At 69.0% G+C, this 18,562-nt stretch carries 14 protein-coding genes, 1 rRNA gene and 2 pseudogenes; 7 read left to right on the forward strand and 10 right to left on the reverse strand.

The genetic code is table 11. The features are described from left to right. The 3 genes and pseudogenes from VJT49_RS01240 to VJT49_RS01250 all read right to left on the reverse strand — a co-directional run. Positions 1-359, reverse strand: a 16S ribosomal RNA gene (locus tag VJT49_RS01240); the annotation flags it as partial. A gap of 372 nt (positions 360-731) precedes the next feature. After that, positions 732-2,075, reverse strand: coding sequence for a glutamine synthetase family protein (locus VJT49_RS01245; RefSeq protein ID WP_324162243.1), 1,344 nt, complete (start codon positions 2,073-2,075; stop codon positions 732-734). A gap of 85 nt (positions 2,076-2,160) precedes the next feature. Beyond that, positions 2,161-2,412, reverse strand: a pseudogene (locus tag VJT49_RS01250) (MFS transporter); the annotation flags it as partial. Here VJT49_RS01250 and VJT49_RS35000 point away from each other — a divergent pair. Both VJT49_RS35000 and VJT49_RS01265 read left to right on the forward strand, forming a co-directional pair. Continuing rightward, positions 2,296-3,176: pseudogene (locus VJT49_RS35000) on the forward strand (helix-turn-helix domain-containing protein). The pseudogenes VJT49_RS01250 and VJT49_RS35000 sit on opposite strands and share 117 nt — an antisense overlap. Before the next feature lie 17 nt (positions 3,177-3,193). Next, positions 3,194-3,874: an LppX_LprAFG lipoprotein gene (locus tag VJT49_RS01265; protein ID WP_324162245.1), complete on the forward strand. Its 681-nt coding sequence runs from the start codon at positions 3,194-3,196 to the stop codon at positions 3,872-3,874. A gap of 2 nt (positions 3,875-3,876) precedes the next feature. On the opposite strand, the gene VJT49_RS01270 is transcribed toward VJT49_RS01265, so the two are convergent. Both VJT49_RS01270 and VJT49_RS01275 read right to left on the reverse strand, forming a co-directional pair. Beyond that, entirely contained in the window at positions 3,877-5,406 is a 1,530-nt protein-coding gene (locus tag VJT49_RS01270; RefSeq protein WP_324162247.1) for an alpha/beta hydrolase, read from the reverse strand. A 22-nt stretch (positions 5,407-5,428) separates the two neighbouring features. Further along, positions 5,429-7,069, reverse strand: coding sequence for an alpha/beta hydrolase (locus VJT49_RS01275; protein WP_414635771.1), 1,641 nt, complete (start codon positions 7,067-7,069; stop codon positions 5,429-5,431). A gap of 67 nt (positions 7,070-7,136) precedes the next feature. Here VJT49_RS01275 and secA2 point away from each other — a divergent pair, with 67 nt between their 5' ends. The 3 genes from secA2 to VJT49_RS01290 all read left to right on the forward strand — a co-directional run bounded on the left by secA2 (position 7,137) and on the right by VJT49_RS01290 (position 12,057). Beyond that, entirely contained in the window at positions 7,137-9,464 is a 2,328-nt protein-coding gene (gene secA2, locus VJT49_RS01280) for an accessory Sec system translocase SecA2 (protein ID WP_324162251.1), read from the forward strand. A 67-nt stretch (positions 9,465-9,531) separates the two neighbouring features. Further along, positions 9,532-11,262 (forward strand): NAD+ synthase, encoded by a 1,731-nt coding sequence (locus tag VJT49_RS01285; protein WP_324162253.1) that lies wholly within the window; start codon positions 9,532-9,534, stop codon positions 11,260-11,262. A 258-nt stretch (positions 11,263-11,520) separates the two neighbouring features. Continuing rightward, a complete protein-coding gene (locus VJT49_RS01290) occupies positions 11,521-12,057 on the forward strand; it encodes a methylated-DNA--[protein]-cysteine S-methyltransferase (protein WP_324162255.1) in 537 nt (178 codons plus the stop codon). A 7-nt stretch (positions 12,058-12,064) separates the two neighbouring features. Here VJT49_RS01290 and VJT49_RS01295 read toward each other — a convergent pair whose 3' ends face one another. The 5 genes from VJT49_RS01295 to VJT49_RS01315 form a co-directional block, all read right to left on the reverse strand. Next, a complete protein-coding gene (locus VJT49_RS01295; RefSeq protein ID WP_324162257.1) occupies positions 12,065-12,661 on the reverse strand; it encodes a DinB family protein in 597 nt (198 codons plus the stop codon). A gap of 83 nt (positions 12,662-12,744) precedes the next feature. Further along, the gene (locus VJT49_RS01300) at positions 12,745-13,419 is read right to left on the reverse strand and encodes a response regulator transcription factor (RefSeq protein WP_324162259.1); all 675 of its coding nucleotides are present in this window, start codon (positions 13,417-13,419) and stop codon (positions 12,745-12,747) included. A 61-nt stretch (positions 13,420-13,480) separates the two neighbouring features. After that, the gene (locus tag VJT49_RS01305) at positions 13,481-14,677 is read right to left on the reverse strand and encodes a sensor histidine kinase (RefSeq protein WP_324162261.1); all 1,197 of its coding nucleotides are present in this window, start codon (positions 14,675-14,677) and stop codon (positions 13,481-13,483) included. 18 nt (positions 14,678-14,695) lie between these two features. After that, positions 14,696-15,526 carry an ABC transporter permease gene (locus tag VJT49_RS01310; RefSeq protein WP_324162264.1) on the reverse strand — a complete coding sequence of 277 codons (831 nt, stop codon included), beginning with the start codon at positions 15,524-15,526 and terminating at the stop codon, positions 14,696-14,698. Further along, the gene (locus VJT49_RS01315) at positions 15,523-16,437 is read right to left on the reverse strand and encodes an ABC transporter ATP-binding protein (RefSeq protein WP_324162266.1); all 915 of its coding nucleotides are present in this window, start codon (positions 16,435-16,437) and stop codon (positions 15,523-15,525) included. The genes VJT49_RS01310 and VJT49_RS01315 overlap by 4 nt, the downstream gene beginning before the upstream one ends. Before the next feature lie 171 nt (positions 16,438-16,608). On the opposite strand from VJT49_RS01315, the gene VJT49_RS01320 reads away from it, so the two are divergent. Both VJT49_RS01320 and VJT49_RS01325 read left to right on the forward strand, forming a co-directional pair. Continuing rightward, on the forward strand, positions 16,609-17,856 hold the full coding sequence (locus tag VJT49_RS01320) for a DUF1727 domain-containing protein (RefSeq protein WP_324162267.1): 1,248 nt from the start codon (positions 16,609-16,611) through the stop codon (positions 17,854-17,856). Next, positions 17,846-18,562: a glutamine amidotransferase gene (locus tag VJT49_RS01325; RefSeq protein ID WP_324162269.1), complete on the forward strand. Its 717-nt coding sequence runs from the start codon at positions 17,846-17,848 to the stop codon at positions 18,560-18,562. Before VJT49_RS01320 ends, VJT49_RS01325 begins: the two co-directional genes overlap by 11 nt.

Here is an 18,562-nt window from a genome sequence, read left to right on the forward strand (position 1 = left end):
ATTCCCCACTGCTGCCTCCCGTAGGAGTCTGGGCCGTGTCTCAGTCCCAGTGTGGCCGGACACCCTCTCAGGCCGGCTACCCGTCGTCGCCTTGGTAGGCCATCACCCCACCAACAAGCTGATAGGCCGCGGACCCACCCCTAGCCGCCAAAGCTTTCCACCCGCCACCATGCGATGACAAGTCACATCCGGTATTAGACCCCGTTTCCAAGGCTTATCCCAAAGCTAAGGACAGGTTATCCACGTGTTACTCACCCGTTCGCCACTCATCCCCGACCGAAACCGGTTCAGCGTTCGACTTGCATGTGTTAAGCACGCCGCCAGCGTTCGTCCTGAGCCAGGATCAAACTCTCCAACAACAACCAGAAAAGCCCGATCGACTCACAAACATCAAAACCAAAAACCCAAAAAGGGCACAAAAAACTACTGGCATATTCATCAAAACACACTGTTGAGTTCTCAAACAACACGCGATTCGTTGCTTCTGAAGTTCTTGTCCCAGAGAAGAGAAGCCGCCACCCTACCGAACATTAGTAGTGGTAGTTGCGACCCCACCTCCGGGCCGTCGCAGTACATTACCAGGTCCGCTCCGCAGTGTCAACACCGCTCGTCCCTGATCCAGCCACCGGAGCTTTCGCCCCGTCGGCCCGGTGTTCCTGGCGACGAAGAGAAGATTACACGTCCCGGAACCCCCCTGAAACAGGGGGGTCACTTTGGGGTGAACGCACAGGTCAGAGCACCGGCAGCAGGGTCCTCAGCTCATACGGGGTCACCGCGCTGCGGTAGTTGTCCCACTCGACCCGCTTGTTGCGCAGGAAGAAGTCGTAGACGTGCTCGCCCAGTGCCTCGGGGAGCAGTTCGGAGCGCTCCATCTCGGCCAGAGCCTCCCCGAGGTTCTGCGGCAACTGCTCGTACCCCGCCGCCTTACGCTCGGCATCGGTCAGGTCCCAGATGTTGTCCTCGGCGGGCGGCGGCAGCTCGTAACCCTTCTCGATCCCCTTCAGGCCGGCGGCGAGCACCACCGAGTACGCCAGGTAGGGATTGCACGCCGAGTCGATCGTGCGGATTTCCACCCGGCGTGCGGACGCCTTCCCGGGTGAGTAGTTCGGCACCCTGACCAGGGCCGAGCGGTTGGCCCGGCCCCAGGAGACGGTCGTCGGCGCCTCTCCCCCGGTGATCAGCCGTTTGTAGGAGTTCACCCACTGGTTGGTGACCGCGGAGATCTCGCGTGCGTGATGGAGCACTCCCGCCACGAACGCCTTGCCCGTCTCGGACAGCTCGAAGGGCTCCTCCAGGTTGTGGAACGCGTTGCGGTCGCCTTCGAAGAGGGACACGTGCGTATGCATCCCCGAACCGGGCCGGCCGGTGAACGGTTTCGGCATGAAGGTCGCCCGCACGCCCTGGGTGAGCGCGACCTCCTTGATCACGTACCGGAACGTCATCACGTTGTCGGCCATCGTCAGCGCGTCGGCATAGCGGAGGTCGATCTCCTGCTGTCCCGGCGCGTTCTCGTGATGGCTGAACTCGACCGAAATACCCATCGCTTCGAGAGTCTCGATGGCGTGACGGCGGAAGTGCGTGGCCTTGGCATGGCTGGCCTGGTCGAAGTACCCACCGTTGTCGGCAGGCTCGGGCTCGCTGCCGTCGTCGGGCGAGTTGGCCAGCAGGAAGAACTCGATCTCGGGATGCACGTAGCAGGTGAAACCCGCTTCGCCGGCCTTCGACAGTTGGCGGCGTAGCACATGACGCGGGTCCGCCCAGGACGGTGAGCCGTCGGGCATCGCGATGTCGCAGAACATGCGCGCCGAGTAGTGCCCGCCTTCCGGCGTCTCCCAGGGCAGCACCTGGAAGGTGGCGGGATCCGGCTTGGCGACCATGTCCGATTCGTAGACCCGGGCGAACCCCTCGATCGCGGATCCGTCGAACCCGATCCCGTCGGAGAAGGCGCCCTCGAGCTCGGCCGGGGCGACCGCGACCGACTTGAGGAAACCCAGGACGTCGGTGAACCACAAGCGAACGAACCGGATGTCACGTTCTTCCAGCGTGCGCAGCACGAACTCCTGCTGGCGATCCATGGCCGCACCCTATGCGCGCCTTGTTAACGCCATGTTTCGGATCTCCCATCCTGCCCCGTGGGAGGGAATCGGCAGTGACATCACGGAGGCGATCGCGCACAACCCGCCGCATCCCCAGCCGATCCATCAGCGCGGCGGCGAACGGCGAAACCAGGCCGTAGCGCAGCAGGTTGACGGACACGGCGGCGGAGATGGTCCCCCGGGACCAGCCGAACTCCCCGTGCAGCGGATCGATCAGCACCCCAGGGCCCGGCCGGAAACCCGCGGCACCGACGAGCGCGACGAACGCGGCGGCGGCCACGAACCAGGCGCGGTGAATCTTCTTCACATGAGTCACCGAGCCAAGTTCAACGCCGGACCCGAGATCCTCGCCGAAGCCGACACGGTGATCATCCCGGGCCCCGGGGTGCACGGGCCACGCCAGGAAGGCACGTTGCCACGCCCGCATCCCGGCGCACGCGCGGATCGCGCGGATCATGTCGATCTGCACCGGCGCGTTCGTGCACGGCGCGGCAGGCCTGCTCGACGGGCGACGGGCCACGACCAACTGGGCGCACGCCGAGTCCTTCCGGCGGCTCTACCCCCAGGTGGAACTGGACGAGAACGTGCTGTTCGTCGACGAAGGGGGCTCGCCGCCGGCGTCGACCTGTGCCTTCACGTCGTCCGTTCTGACCACGGCGGCGCGGTGGCCAACCACACCACCCGGTACTGCGTGGTGCCGCCGAGGCGAGACGGCGGGCAGTCGCAGTTCATCGAGCGCCCACTGCCCGAGCAGCACGCGGGCAGTACCGCGAAGACCAGGGCGTGGGCGCTGGAACGGCTCGGCGAACCACTTGACCTGGCAACGCTGGCGGAACACGCGCGAATGAGCGTGCGGACCTTCAGCAGGCGGTTTCGCGCGGAGACCGGGCTGTCCGCCCGGGCATGGCTGAACCAGCAGCGGGTGCTCCACGCGGCACCTGCTGGAGACCACCGAACGGCCCATCGACCGGGTGGCGGAGGGATCCGGGCTGGGCGGCGGCGCGTCGCTGCGGCAACACCTCCGGGCGGCCATCGGGGGTGGCGCCCCTGGCCTACCGCCGAACGTTCTCACGGCCCTGACCGGATACGGTTGTCGCATGCTCCGCCGCACCGCCGGTGTCCTTCTGCTGACCGTCGCGCTCGCCGCCTGTGATTCGTCGCCGGACACCTCGGGCCCGTTGCCCGACGGGACGGGACTGGTCGCGGCCGCCAGGTCGAGTATCGACGCCTGGCACTCCGTGCGATTCGACTTCACCGTCAGCGGCACGATTCCAGGACTCGACGTGCGTGACGTGAAGGGTCAGGCCAGCCGGGACGGGCGGGCGTCGGGGCAGGCCGACGTGCAGCAGTCGACCAATCGCTTCCAGCTGACCTTCCTCATGGACTCATCGACCCTGTACCTCACCGACCAGCACGGTGCCCGGAAACAGGAGCCGCTGCCCGCCGACTACAACCCCGTCCTGCTGCTGGGTTCGGCACGCGGGCTGCCGCGACTGCTCGGGGACGCGACCGGGTTGAAGACCGAAACCCGGGAAGACGTCAAGGGCGTCGAGACCTACCGGGTCACCGGGGAACTGGCGCGCGACGTGGTGTCCACCGTCCTGCCGCAGATCCAGTCCGATGTGGACGTGAAGTTCTGGGTGACCCAGCGGGAGCCACGGGAACTGGTGCGGGTCTGGATGCAGGTGCCGCCGCGGCAGCCGAACGAGGGCGCGGTGATGCTGGAACTCGCGCTCTCCGACGTGAACGCGCCGATGACCACGGCTCCGCCCGGCTGAACTCAGGACCGGCAGTGGGTGCCCGGCGCGGGCTGGGTCCCGTCGACGAGGTAGTCGAGGGCGGCGATGTCGACACACTGGTTGCCGTGCAGGAACGCGGTGTGCTGGGCGCCGTCGAAGCTGAGGAGACCCCCGCCCAGTTCGGACGCGAGATCGACCCCCGACCGGTAGGGCGTGACCGGGTCGTCGGTACTGGAAATCACCAGGGGCGGTGGCAGCCCCGGCGCGGACACCCGGTGCGGCCGCGAGGTGCTCGGCACCGGCCACGACGCGCAGATGTCCAGTTCGAACCGGTCGGGACGGCCGCCGGCCAGGAACGGCGCCGCGTCGTTCATCCGCTGCCCCGCCGCCGCGATGGCCGCCTGGTCGGTCACGCGCGGGTTGTCGACGCAGCGCACCGCGTAGTACGCCTCCTGCAGGGAGGAATACCGCCCGTCCTGCCCGCGCTCGTAGTACCCGTCGGCCAGCCGCAGGAGCACGCTGCCGTCACCCGACTTCAGCAGGTTCAAACCGGTGTTCATGATCGACCACGACCGGTTCGAGTACAACGCCTCCACCACGCTGGTGATCGCGTCGCCGAAGGACAGCCGCCGGTCGCCGTCCCCGGTTTTCGCGGGATTCGTGGCGAGCGGCCGCACGATGTCGGAGAAGACGGTCATGGCACGGGCCGGGTCCCCACCGAGCGCGCACCCGTCGTGACGGGCGCATTCGGCGGCGAACAGACCAAAGGCGTGGTTGAACCCCTCCGCCTGCGCGATCAGTGACTCCGGCTCGCCCTCGGCGGGGTCGATCGCGCCGTCGAGTACCAGCGCCCGGACCTGGGCGGGAAAGGCCTCGGCGTAGCTGTAGCCGATCTGGGTGCCGTACGAGTAGCCGAGGTAGCTCAGTTTGGTGTCCCCGAGGGCGGCCCGGAGCACGTCCAGGTCCTTGACCACATCCCGGGTGCCCATGTTGGCCAGCATCTCGGCGCCGTGCTCGGTGCGCTGCACGCACTTCGTCCCGAAGTCCTGGACGCCCGCGCCGGCGCGTTCCGCGTCCCATTCGGCGTCGGTCAGGCACCGCACCCGCGGCCGGCTGGCGCCGACCCCCCGGGGATCGAAGCCGACCAGGTCGAACCGCAGGCCGATGGCGTTGTTCGACACCGTGGGCACCAGGCGCGCCGCCACCTCCATGCCCGAGCCGCCGGGCCCGCCGGGGTCCATCACCAGCGAGCCGATCCGGTTCGCTTGGTCGAGTGCCTTGTGACGCAACACGCCGACCGTGATGGTGTCCCCCTGCGGACGCGCGTAGTCCAGGGGGACGGTCAACCTGGCGCATTCGATCCCGGGCGCCCGGAACGCGTCCTGGCTCTGCTCGTCCCCGGCGTACGGGCCGCAGTCTCCCCAGGACAGTTTCTGCTGGTAGAAGCGGTCGAGTGCGTGGGCGTCGGACGCCGGGGACGGCTGCGCCGGCGGCCGTGGTGCCTGGGCTGTCGTGCACGCGGCCAAGGAACAGGCGAGCAGCACCGCGGCGAGAGAGTGCAACGAACGCATCTCTCACATCGTGCCAGCCAAGTCACTGAGCGGCACAACGTTGCCCGGTCGCCGGCAGGGTGCCCCCGGTCAGGTAGGCCGATCCGATCGCATCCACGCAGGAGTTTCCCTGCAGGAAGACGGTGTGCTGGGTGCCCTCGAAGGTCAGCAGCGCCCCGTTCATCGCCTTCGCGAGGTTCACCCCGGCCTGATAGGGAGTGGCCGGATCGTTGGTGGTGGAGATCACCAGCACCGGGGGTACGCGGACCGCCGGCTCGTGCGGCCGCGACGTGTTGGGCACCGGCCAGAACGCGCACGCGTCCAGCGCGGCCCCGTTCGGCCTGCCGTCGTCGAGAAAGGGCGCGACCTGGTCGTACCGGTTCTCCGCGGCGAGGATCTTCGCCTTGTCGGAGACCGGTGGATCGTCCACGCACCGGATCGCGGTGAAAGCGTCCTGCGTGTTGCTGTAGTGGCCGGTGTTGTCGCGCTCGTTGTACTGGTCGGCCAGCGCCATCAGGGTGGTGCCGCGACCGCGTTTGAGCTCGGCCAGCCCGGTGTTGAGCGGTTGCCAGAGTTGCTGCGAGTACAGCGCCTGGATGGCCCCCAGTGTCGCGTCGTCGAAGGTCAGTTTCCGGCCGTCGCCGAGCTGGACCGGGTTGTCGATCAACGGGCGGACCAGGTTCTGGAAGGCCTGGGTCCCCGTGCCGGGGTTGCCGCCCAGGGCGCAGTTCGGCTGCGCCACGCACCACGTCGCGAAATCGTTGAACGCGGTGCCGAAACCCGCACCCTGGCTGATCAGCGAATCGAGTTCGTCCTCGTTGGGGTCGACCGCACCGTCCAGCACCATCGCCCGGACGTTGCCCGGGAACGCCTCGGCGTAGGTGTAACCGATTCGCGTGCCGTACGAGTAGCCCAGGTAGGTCAGCTTCTGCTCACCCAGCACCGACCGCAGCACGTCCATGTCCCTGACCACGTCCCGGGTGCCGAGGTTGGCCAGCATCTCGGCGCCGAACCTGGTGCGCTGGGCGCACTTGTTCGCGAAATCCCGGGCGTCGGCCTCGCGTTTCGCGACCCCCGCGGGCGAGCCGTCGACGTCGAGGTCCTCGGCGCGGTCCGCGTCACGCTCGGCGTCGGTCAAACAGGTGATCTCCGGCTCGCTGGCCCCGACCCCGCGAGGGTCGAAGCCGACCAGGTCGAAGCGCCTGCCGAGATCGGTTTGCGCGGTACGGCCGGCCAGGCCGGCCGCGGCGACCATGCCCGAGGCCCCCGGCCCGCCGGGGTTGACCACCAGGGCGCCGATCCGGCTCGCCGGGTCGCCGGCTTTTCTGCGCAACAGGCCGAGGGTGATGGTGTCCCCCGCGGGCTTGGCGTAGTCCACCGGCACGGTCAACCGGGCGCACCGCAGGTCTTGGCTGCCAAAGGCGGATTTCGCGTCGTCCGAAGTCGCGTATGGTGCACAGTCGCCCCAGAAAAGGGGCTGCGAGTAGAACTTCTCCAGCCCCGCCGGCACGGCCCCGACGGGTCCCTTGGACTCGACCACGGCCTGCGGGTGGGCGGTCGGCGTGTGCTGCGGGGAGCAGGCGGCGACCGATGCCAGGAGGAGGACGCAACCCGAGATGGCCGCATGCGTGGTTCGCTTGACGAGGGACACCGCGTGATCGTGCCATCCTGTCGGGGAGCACATATGCCCCACTCTGACATCGGGTGTGGCACGTTGGTGTGAGTTACCGGAAGAAGACAGGAGACCAGGGGTGCCAGCACTGATCAGCCGGATGGGCAAGCGCCTCCGCCGCCTCATCGAGCGCCCGGCCAGCATCGAGCTGACCCAGTACGAGGCCCTGCTCCCCACCATCGAGGAGCTCGAGACCGAGGTGGAGAAGCTCACCGACGCCGAACTCACCGAGCGGGCCGGGAAGCTCAGGTCGGCGGGAGGCTTCGGCGAAACCGAGCTGGTCGAGGTGTGCGCGCTGGGCCGGGAAGCCGCGCGGCGCGCACTCGGCGAGCGCACCTTCGACGTGCAGTTGCTGGGCACCATGGGGCTGCTCGCCGGGCACGTCGTGCAGATGGAGACCGGTGAGGGCAAGACGATGGCCGGCGCGCTCGCCGCCGCGGGCTACGCCTTGCAGGGCAAGCGGGTGCACGTCATCTCGGTCAACGACTACCTCGCCCGCCGGGACGCGGAATGGATGGGCCCGGTCTACCGGCTGCTCGGCGTCTCCGTCGGCTGGGTCGAGCCGTCACTCACCCGCGACGAGCGGCGGGAAGCGTACGCGGCCGAGGTCACCTACGGGGCGGTCAGCGAGATCGGTTTCGACGTGCTGCGGGACCGGCTGGTGACCCGGGTCGAGGACATCGTCCAGCCGGCGCCCGAGGTCGCGATCGTGGACGAGGCGGACTCCGTGCTGGTGGACGAGGCGCGGGTGCCGCTGGTCATGGCGGGTTCGGTGGACGCGGGCGTCGCCGACTTCGAGGTCGCCAACGTGGTGCGGCGGCTGCGGCCCGGCCTGCACTACGAGACCGACTCCGACGGGCGCAACGCGTGGCTGACCTCCGCCGGGTCATCGGTGGTGGAGAAGGCGCTCGGGGGCATCGACCTCTACGACGACTCGGGATCGGACCGGCTGGCCGCAGTGAACGTGGCCCTGCACGCGCACGCCCTGCTCACCCGGGATGTGGACTACCTGGTCCGGGACGGCAAGGTGCAGCTGATCAACGCATCCCGTGGCCGGGTCGCCGAGCTGCAGCGCTGGCCGGACGGGCTGCAGGCCGCCGTCGAGGCCAAGGAACAGCTGCCCGCGACCGACCGCGGCGAGATCCTCGACTCGATCACCGTGCAGGCCCTGCTCGCCCGGTACCCGCAGGTGGCCGGCATGACCGGGACCGCGGTGGCGGTGGCCGAGCAGCTGCGGGAGTTCTACAAGCTCGAGGTGGCGGTGATCCCGCCCAACACCCCGAACGTCCGGGAGGACCTGCCGGACCGCATCTTCGCCTCGCCCTCACACAAGCTGCGGGCCATCCAGACGGAGATCCGCAAGGTCCACGAGACGGGACGGCCGATCCTGGTCGGGACGCAGGACGTCGCGGAGTCGGAGGAGCTGGCCGAGAAGCTGGCCAAGGTCGACCTGCCTTGTGTCGTGCTCAATGCGCGAAACGACGCCGAGGAAGCCGCGATCATCGCCGAGGCCGGCGCCTACGCCGCGGTGACCGTCTCGACCCAGATGGCCGGCCGGGGCACCGACATCCGGCTGGGCGGCGCGGACGGCAAGGACCGCGAGCGGGTGGTCGAACTGGGCGGGCTGCACGTGATCGGCACCGCACGCTACCCGAGCAGCCGCCTGGACGGACAGCTGCGCGGACGCTCCGGGCGTCAGGGCGACCCCGGCAGCGCCGTCTTCTTCGCCAGCCTGAACGACGAGCTGGTGCTGTCCAACGCGCCCGATGTGCCCGACGGGATCGAAGCCGACGACGAAACCGGAGAGATCACCGACCAGGTGGCGCAACGGCACATCAACCACGCCCAGCGTGTGGCCGAGGGGGTGGACCTGGAGATCCACCGCAACACCTGGCGGTACACCCGGCTGATCGAGCACCAGCGCCGGGAGCTGCTGGACCACCGGGACAAGCTGCTGTGCACCGAACTGGCCGCCGAAACGCTGGAGAAGGCATCGCCGGAGCGGTACGCCGAGCTGGCGGAGACGCTGGACCGCGAAAAGCTGGTGGAGGTGTGCCGGGAGATCATGCTGTACCACCTCGACGACCTGTGGTCGGATCACCTGGCGTTTCTGACCGACGTGCGGGAGAGCATCCACCTGCGGGCACTCGCGCGGGAGACACCGCTGGACGAGTTCCACCGGACCGCCATCCCCGCGTTCCACAAGATCCGGACCGAGATCGAGGAACGCTCGGTCAAGACCCTGAAGAAAGCGGAGATCACCGCCGAAAGCGCCGATCTGGCGGCATCGGGCGTGCGACGGGCCACCTCGACCTGGACCTACCTGGTGCACGACAACCCGTTCGACTCCGACTTCGAGCAGACGCTCAAGCAGGTGCGCAGCCTGCTCAGCCGCAAGAAGGGCTGAGGACGAACCGGGGAGCTTGGGCACATTCTCCTCGTCGGGGCCGGTGCGGGTGGGCGAGAATATGGGCATGCCGCAACTCAGGGTCGCGCTCGCACAGGTCAACTCCACGGTCGGGGATGTTTCGGGTAACGCACGGTTGACGGTGGCATGGGTGCGCAAGGCCCGCGAGGCCGGGGCGCATGTCGTGGTGTTTCCCGAAATGTCCCTGACCGGGTATCCGGTCGAGGACCTCTCGCTCCGGGAGACCTTCGCCCAGGCCTCCCGGCAGGCCGTCGACGCCCTCGCCCGCGAGCTGGCGGAGGCGGGCTGTGGGGACGTCCTCGCCTACGTCGGGTACCTCGATCAGGACGAAGTTGGGCCTCGTGACGCGGCCGCGGCGCTGTACGGCGGTGAAGTGGTCGCACGCCAGTACAAGCACCACCTGCCGAACTACGGGGTGTTCGACGAGCACCGCTGGTTCAAGGCGGGCCAGACGCTCGACGTCGTCCGGTTGCACGGGCTGGACATCGGCATGGTGATCTGCGAGGACATCTGGCAGGAGGGCGGCCCGGTCTCCGCACTCGGTGAGGCCGGGGTTGACCTGGTCGTGTCGCCGAACGCCTCACCGTACGAGCGGTCGAAGGACGACATCCGGCTGCCACTCGTCGCCCGCCGGGCCGCGGAAGCGAAGGCACCACTCGTCTACACGAACCTGGTGGGCGGCCAGGACGACCTGGTCTTCGACGGGGATTCGATCCTGGTCGGCGCGGACGGCATCCTGCTGGGCCGGGCCCCCCAGTTCACCGAGCACCTTTTGGTCGTCGACCTCGACCTGCCCGGGGGCGGGCACGCCGCGGAGGGCGAGTTCCACGGGCTCCGGGTGCGGCGCCGGGTGCTGGGCACCGAGCCGGTGCCGGCCTACGAACCGGGCCCCGAAGCGCCCATCAGCGAGCCGCTCTCCGACGAAGCCGAGGTGTGGAACGCGCTGGTCATCGGCCTACGGGACTACGTTCAGAAGAACGGGTTCTCCTCGGTGATCTTCGGCTTCTCGGGTGGTATCGACTCGGCTGTCACCGCCGCGCTCGCCGTGGACGCACTCGGGCCCGAGAATGTTCACGGCGTTTCCATGCCGTCGAAGTACTCGTCGGAGCACTCGCGCTCGGACGCGGCGGAACTCGCGCGGCGGCTGGGTTGCCACCTCCGCGTCGAGCCTGTCGCCGACATGGTCGACGTCTACGTCAAGCAGCTGAACCTCGCGGGCACCGGGCTGGCGGAGGAGAACATCCAGGCCCGCACCCGCGGCATGCTACTCATGGCACTGTCCAATCTGGAGGGTCACCTGGTGCTGGCCACCGGGAACAAGACCGAACTGGCGGTCGGCTACTCGACGATCTACGGCGACGCCGTCGGCGGGTTCGCCCCGATCAAGGACGTGTTCAAGACACATGTCTGGGCGCTTGCCCGATGGCGCAACGCCGAGGCCGAAAAGCGCGACGAGACTCCGCCGATCCCGGAAAACTCGATCACCAAGCCACCCTCGGCCGAACTGCGTCCCGGCCAGCTCGACACCGACTCGCTACCGGACTACCTGTTGCTGGACGACATCCTCGACGATTACGTCGAGGGTGACCGCGGCTACGAGGACCTGATCGCGGCCGGTTTCGACGCCGAGACGATCGATCGCGTGATCCGCATGGTGGACCGGGCCGAGTACAAGCGCCGGCAGTACCCGATCGGCACGAAGATCACCTTCAAGGCGTTCGGCCGCGACCGCAGATTGCCGATCACCAACGCGTGGCGCGAAGGCGCGCAGCGCTGACTCGAGCCCGCGACACGGACCGACGGCTGCCGGGGCCGGCCCGGCAACGCCGGAGACTTCCACCCCTGCTTCGCCACAAAGCGACCTCGATCCGCCTTCGAGAAGGCACTCGCATTGGGCGCTGCCAAGCCGGAATTGCCGCCCGGGCGGTGAAGACCGGGCTGGTACTCACCGATCCGCAAGGCTTTCTGTCCGGTGCGGCAGCGATTTCGTGAACGGGTTGCGAAGTGCACCTCCTGATCCTGGAGAATGGGTTGCGTGACGGCACAAGGTTTCGCGGTGTTCGCGACCGCCATCGGGCACTGCGGTATCGCCTGGGGTGAGCGCGGTGTCCTCAGCGTCCGGTTGCCCGAACGGAGCGCCGTGGTGACGCGAGCCCGGCTGCGAGCGCGGTTCCCGGAAGCGGACGAAACCGAGCCACCGCAGCCGATCCGGCAAGCCATCGAGGACATCGTCGCGCTCATGCGCGGCGAGCCCCGAGGCCTGGCGGATGTCGAACTCGATCTCGACGGGATTCCCGAATTTCACCGCCGGGTCTACGGCCTGGCGCGCCGCATTCCCCCCGGGAAGACCATGACCTACGGCGAGATCGCGAACCGGCTCGGCATGCCGGGTTCGGCACAGGTCGTTGGCCAGGCGATGGGCCGCAACCCCTTCCCCATCATCGTTCCCTGCCACCGGGTGATGGGCGCGGGCGGAAAACTGACCGGGTTTTCCGCGCCGGGCGGGGTCGAGACCAAACGCCGGATGCTGCTGATCGAAGGATCGACGGCCGTGGAACCGACGTTGTTCTAGGCGGGAGCTATGCGTCCGTGGACACCGATGGTTTCCACGGTTTCAGCCACGGGGTCTCCGGCCAGTTCTCGGCGGCGGCCATCAGCGGGAAGGCCGTGCCTCCGTCGATGTGCTCACGCACGATGTCGGCGTGCCCGGCATGGCGGGCGGTCTCCTGGATGAGGTGGAGCAGCACCCACCGCACCGACCACGCTTCCACATCCGGCGGGAACCACGGCACCCCCTTCGGCACGGGCACGGGCTGTCCGAGATCTTCGATGCCCGCGACGATCTCGTCGGTCTCCTTCGCCGCGGCCGCGTAGCACGCCAGCACCTCGGCCAGGGTTTCGTGCTCGGCAAGCCGGAAGTTCTCCACGTACCGGGCCTGGCGCTCGGCCATCGAGCCAGGCGCTTCCCGCTGCCGCACGGTGTCCATCCAGCCCTGCTCGACGGTGGCGACATGTTTGATCAGGCCACCGATGCTCAACGAACTCTCGGTGGGCACCAGGCGGGCCTGCTCGTCGGTGAGGCCGTAGGCGGAGATGCGCAGCACACGGCGTTGCTGCGCAAGGAAACTGAGCAGCCCGTCGCGCTCGTCGGACACCGGGGGGACGTTGCCGTTCATCACGGCTCCTCTCTGTCGGTTGATGGGAATCGTCTCACCGGGCACCGACAATTTCGGGTCCGCTGGGGGCACGGGGCCGGCCTTCACCCGGGACGGACCAGGCCGACCTCATAGGCGAACACCACCGCCTGCACCCGGTCACGCAGTCCGAGCTTGTTGAGCACCCGCCCGACATGGGTTTTGACCGTCGCCTCCGACACGCCCAGCCGCATGCCGATCTCCGTGTTCGACAGCCCGCCCGCCAACTCGACCAGCACCTCGATCTCCCGTTCGGTGAGCCGGGACAGCCGCTGATCGGTCCGGGGACCGCTGCGGTCGCCGGGATCGGGCAGCCGGTCGGCCATCGCGTCGAGGAGCCGCCGGGTCACGCTGGGCGCCACCACCGCGTCCCCCGCCGCGACCGCACGGATCGCGGACAACAGATCCTCAGGCGGAACGTTCTTGAGCAGGAAACCGCTGGCGCCGACGCGAAGACCGGCGAACGCGTACTCGTCGAGATCGAACGTCGTCAGGATCAGGACCCGGGATCGCGGATGCGCACGCACGATGTCCCGGGTCGCGTCGATCCCGTCCATCCCCGGCATCCGCACGTCCATCAGCACCACGTCCGGGTCCAGCTCCCCGGTCCGGCGCACGGCGGCCGCGCCGTCGGCCGCTTCGCCGACCACGACCATGTCCGGCTGGGATTGGAGGACGAGCCGGAAACCCAGGCGCAGCAACGGCTCGTCGTCCACGAGCAGCACGCTGATGCTGCTCATCCGCTGCTCCTCCGCGACTTCGCGCGCGCCCTGTGGGCATCTTGACGGCCGCGACTCGAGCTCATGCCGCGCCCTCCCCGACCGTCTGCCCGCCGGCCAGCCGGGCCAGCACCCGCCAGCCACCCCCGGAACGTGGGCCGGCCGAGACCTCGCCGTCGAACATCGCGGCCCGCTCGGCCATGCCTCCCAGCCCGTGCCCGGCCACGTGCGCCGATGACGGGCCCGGGCGCCCGTCATCGGCCACCTCGATCTCGACGACGGGATCGCGATATCGCAGGGTCACCTTTGCCTCACTCGGTGAATCAGCGTGCTTGAGCACGTTGGTCAGCGCTTCCTGGACCAACCGGTAGATGGCCAGCTGTGCGGTGGGCGGCAAACCGAACGGCTCGCCCACGACCGTCAGCGACGTCGGCAGGCCCGCCCCGCGCACCTGCGCCACCAGCTCGTCGAGCTGCTCTATCCCCGGTTGCGGGACCCGCATCGCTTCCTGGTCGCTCCCCCGCAGCACACCCAGCAGCCGGTGCATCTCGGTGAGCGCCTGCCGCCCGGTGGCCGAAACCTGGCGCGCGGCGGCCTCGGCGTCGTCCGGATTACCGCGCGCGGCGAACGCGGCACCGTCGGCCAACGCGATCATCACCGACAGGTTGTGGGCCACGATGTCGTGCATTTCCCGGGCGATCCTGGCCCGTTCGGCCGCCGCGGCAAGCTGGGCCTGCTGGTCACGTTCGTGCTCGGCACGGCGGGCACGGTCCTCGAGCGAGGCAAGGTACGCCCGCCGCGTCCGCACGTTCCGGCCGAGCACGAACGCCGCCGTGGCCATGCCGGACAGGAACACGAAACCCTGGAGCCAGTGCTCGGTCCCCGACCAACGGATCACCGCGAGGACGACACCCAGTTCGAGCACGCCCAGTGCGATCAGTGCGCGGGTACGGCCGCAGTACGCGGCGACGGTGTACAACCCGACGAGCAGCGCGAGGTCGCCGAGGACGGGACGCCCGGTCAGCCACTGGGCGAAGGCGATCGCGGCCACACATCCGAAGACCCCGAGCGGACAGCGGCGGCGCAGGGCGAGCGGCACCACCAGCAGGATGCCGAGCACCGCGTTGATCGGCCACCGCTGGTCGGGACCGAGGCGAACCCCGGTGAGCAGGAGGACGAGCACGGTCAGCGCCGCGTCGACGACCAGGGTATGGCGCCGCGACCAGGCGCGGAGGCGGTTCAGGCCCGCCAACCGCCTGCTCGCGACGCCCTCGGTCATGAGTTCATCATTCCCTGTTCAAGCGTCTCGGTGCCGCAACAGCACGGCGGCGACCACGATCGCGGCGATCAGATAGGCGCAGAACACGGCAAAGCCGGTCCATGGCGCGAGCATGCCGGGTTCGGGATGGACCGTCATCACCTCCTGGCCGGCGTTGCTCGGCACGTACGGGTTGATGTGCCTGCCCCAGCTGTCCGGCAGCGCGCTCAGCAGCACCGGCAGGATCAGCAGGATCCCGAACAGCGTCCCGATCGCGCCCGCGGTGTGCCGGATGATCCAGCCCAGCGCCACGCCGATGAGCCCGACCACGGTGAGGTAGAGGCCGGTGCCGAGGACGGCGCGGAACACCCCGGGCGCGGACAGCGTGGTGTCGATGTGCTCCGAACTGAGCATCCACTGACCGGCGAAGAACGCTACGAACGCGCTCACCGTGCAGACGACGAGCGACGCGGCACCGAACACCACGAGCTTCGCCCACAGCACTGGCAGGCGTTTGGGTGCCGCGGAGAAGCTGGACCGGATCATCCCGGTGCCGTACTCCCCCGACACGACGAGCACCCCGAGCACCCCGATGATCAACTGGGCGAGGAAGGCGCCACGGAGGCTGACGTCGGTCGGATCGAAACCGGCCTTCCGCTCGGGATCCAGCGTCGCCCACCGGCTGGCCGTCAGCGCCGAGAACAGCGTGCCGAGGCCGACCATGGCGACCACGGTCGCGGTGAAGGCCAGGTAGGTGGAGCGCAGTGAGCGGAGCTTGACCCACTCCGAGGCGATGAGCCGGAACTGGGTGACCTTGACCCCCGGCGGGAGCGAAACCCGCGGTTCTTCGGTCGCGATGAGCGTGCTCATGATGCCCGCCTTCCGCCCTGGAACTCGACCTCTTCCTCGGTGAGCTCCATGAACGCCTGTTCCAGTGACGCCTTGACCGGGGTCAGCTCCTCGAGCGGCAGCTGGCGGCGGCAGGCGATCATCCCGATTTCGGTGCTGCTCAGCCCGGCCACCTCCAGCACGCCGTCCGCCATGCTGGTGACGGTGACGTCCGGACCGGCCAGCAGATCGCGCAGCGCCGCGGCACGCGGGCTGCGCACCCGGACGGTGTTGCGGGATGCCGATTCGGTGAATTCGCGCATCGAGGTATCAGCGATCAACCGGCCTCGGCCGACGACGATGAGGTGTTCCGCGGTCAACGCCATCTCACTCATCAGGTGCGAGGACACGAACACCGTCCTGCCCTCCGCGGCCAAACCCCTGAGCAGGGTGCGAATCCACCGGATGCCCTGCGGGTCGAGACCGTTGACCGGCTCGTCCAGCACCAGCGTGGCCGGGTCGCCGAGCAGCGCGGCCGCGATGCCGAGCCGCTGTCCCATTCCGAGCGAGAACCCGCCCGCCCGCTTGTGCGCGACCCCCCGCAACCCGACGAGGTCGATCACCTCCTGGACCCGCCGCTTTCCGATGCCGTGCGTCAGCGCGAGCGCGAGCAGGTGGTGGTAGGCCGAGCGTCCCGTGTGGACGGCGCGTGCTTCGAGCAGCGCGCCGACTTCCCGCAACGGAGCCGCGTGCTCCGCGTAGTGCTTGCCGTTCACCGTCACCCGACCGGAGGTGGGCGCGTCCAGGCCCATGATCATCCGGATGGTGGTGGACTTGCCCGCCCCGTTCGGCCCCAGGAAGCCGGTGACCACGCCGGGCCGCACGGTGAAGGTCAGGTCGTCGACGGCTGTCTTTTCCCCGTATCTCTTGGTCAGTGCCTGTGCTTCGATCATGGTGGCGAAGGTAGGCCGGAGCGGCAACGGGCGGGACTGCCTCAGGATCGATCTTTCCGGCCGGAAAGTCCTACTTTCGGCGTAAGGACGTCCATCGGAGGTCGGCGTTGCCTCCCTGGGGAGGTCACATTCTCAGGGTCCTCACAGCGTTCGCGACGCAGGGTATACGCCATGCTGGTGACGAGTGACCTGCCGCTGCGAACCCGGTTCGCGATCGCGGCGGCCCGCACCGCCGCGGCCGTGTCCCGCCGGACCGGTCGCGGAAGCGGGGGGATGATCGGTGGGAGGATCGCGCTCAAGCTCGACCCCCATGCGTTGCAGCGACTCGCCCGTGGCCGCATTGTCCTGCTGGTGACCGGTACGAACGGGAAGACGACGACCACGTTGATGCTCAGGCGGGCGGTCGAGGCGCTCGCGCCCGTCACGTCCAACAGCGACGGCGCGAACATGCCCGACGGGGTGCTCGCCGCGCTCGCCGCGAACCCCGACGCTCCCTTCGCGGTACTCGAAGTCGACGAAACCTACCTGCCGTGGGTGGCCGAGCGGGTCGACCCCGCGGCCATCGTTTTGCTCAACCTCAGCCGGGACCAGCTGGACCGGGTCGGCGAGGTCCGCAAGACCGAGCGTGAGCTGCGCGCGGCCATCGCCAGGCTCGCCGACACGGTGGTCGTGGCGAACTGCGACGACGTTCTGGTTGCCTCCGCCGCCGGAGCGGGTAACCACCCCTTGTGGGTGAGTACGGGACAGACCTGGCGGGACGACTCCATCGCCTGCCCTCGCTGCGGTCGCGCGGTCCGGCACCATCCGCAGGACAAGATGGAGTGGGACTGCGTCTGCGGACTGGTCCGGCCGCGACCGGAATGGGTGCTCGACGAGGACGACCTGATCGGCCCGGACAACCCGCCCGAGCGGCTGGAGCTGAACCTGCCGGGCCGGGTGAACGCGGCCAACGCGGCGCTCGCGCTGGCGGCGGCGACCTGCGTCGGTGTTCCCCTGAGCGTGGCGGTGCAGCGGGTGCGGTCGATCACCGCCGTCGCCGGGCGCTACCAGCGAGTTCCCTACGCGGGGCACGCCGTGCGGGTGCTGCTGGCCAAGAACCCGGCAGGGTGGTGCGAAACCCTGCCGCTGCTCGAGCCCGACCAGCCGGTGGTCATCGCGGTGAACGCCAGAGAGGCCGACGGTCGTGACCTGTCCTGGCTGTGGGATGTGCCGTTCGAACGATTGCGGGGGCGCCGGGTGATCGCGACCGGGGAACGCGCCGCCGATCTCGCCGTGCGGCTGCGGTACGCCGAAGTGGACGCGAGCGCGCAGCCCGACCCGTTGCGGGCCGTGGCTTCGCTGGGCTCGGGGCCGGTCGAACTCATCGCTAACTACACGGCGTTTCGCGAGGTCAACACCAGGCTGGCCGATGTCGGCTGAATCCAGCGTCCGAATCGGCCTGATCCTGCCCGACGTGCTGGGCACGTACGGGGATTCGGGAAACGCCACGGTGCTGCGCAAGCGGCTCGAATGGCGGGGTATCGAGGCGGAGGTCCTGCCGGTGCGGCTCGGTGACGTGACCCCGTCGTCACTCGACCTGTACGTGCTCGGCGGCGGCGAGGACGACGCCCAAGCGCTCGCGGCCGACCATCTGAGCAAGGACCCCGGTATGCAGCGGGGCGTCGAGCGTGGTGCGGTCGTCTTCGGGGTGTGCGCGGGCCTTCAGGTGCTGGGCCGCGCCTTCACCACGTCCGATGGCGTGACGCACCCGGGTCTCGGGCTGCTCGACGTGAGCACCAGTCCTGGCGAGCGGCGCTCGGTCGGCGAGGTCGTGGTCCAGCCGGATCCCCGGTTCGGTACCGAACCGTTGACCGGCTTCGAAAATCATCTCGGCATCACCACCGTCGGGCCGGACAGCCTGCCACTCGGGCAGGTGGTGCGGGGCACCGGGAACGGTGAGGGGACCGAGGGTGCGGTGAGCGGCCGGGTCCTGGCGACCTACCTGCACGGGCCGGCGCTCGCGCGGAATCCGGAACTGGCCGATCTGGTCCTGGGCTGGGTGGTCGGGCTGCCCCTGCCCCCGCTGGACATCCCCGAGGTCGAGCAACTGCGGCAGGAGCGATTGGCACGTCGTCGGGCACGATGA

Source organism: Amycolatopsis sp. (genome assembly GCF_035276945.1).
Lineage (GTDB): Bacteria > Actinomycetota > Actinomycetes > Mycobacteriales > Pseudonocardiaceae > Amycolatopsis_E.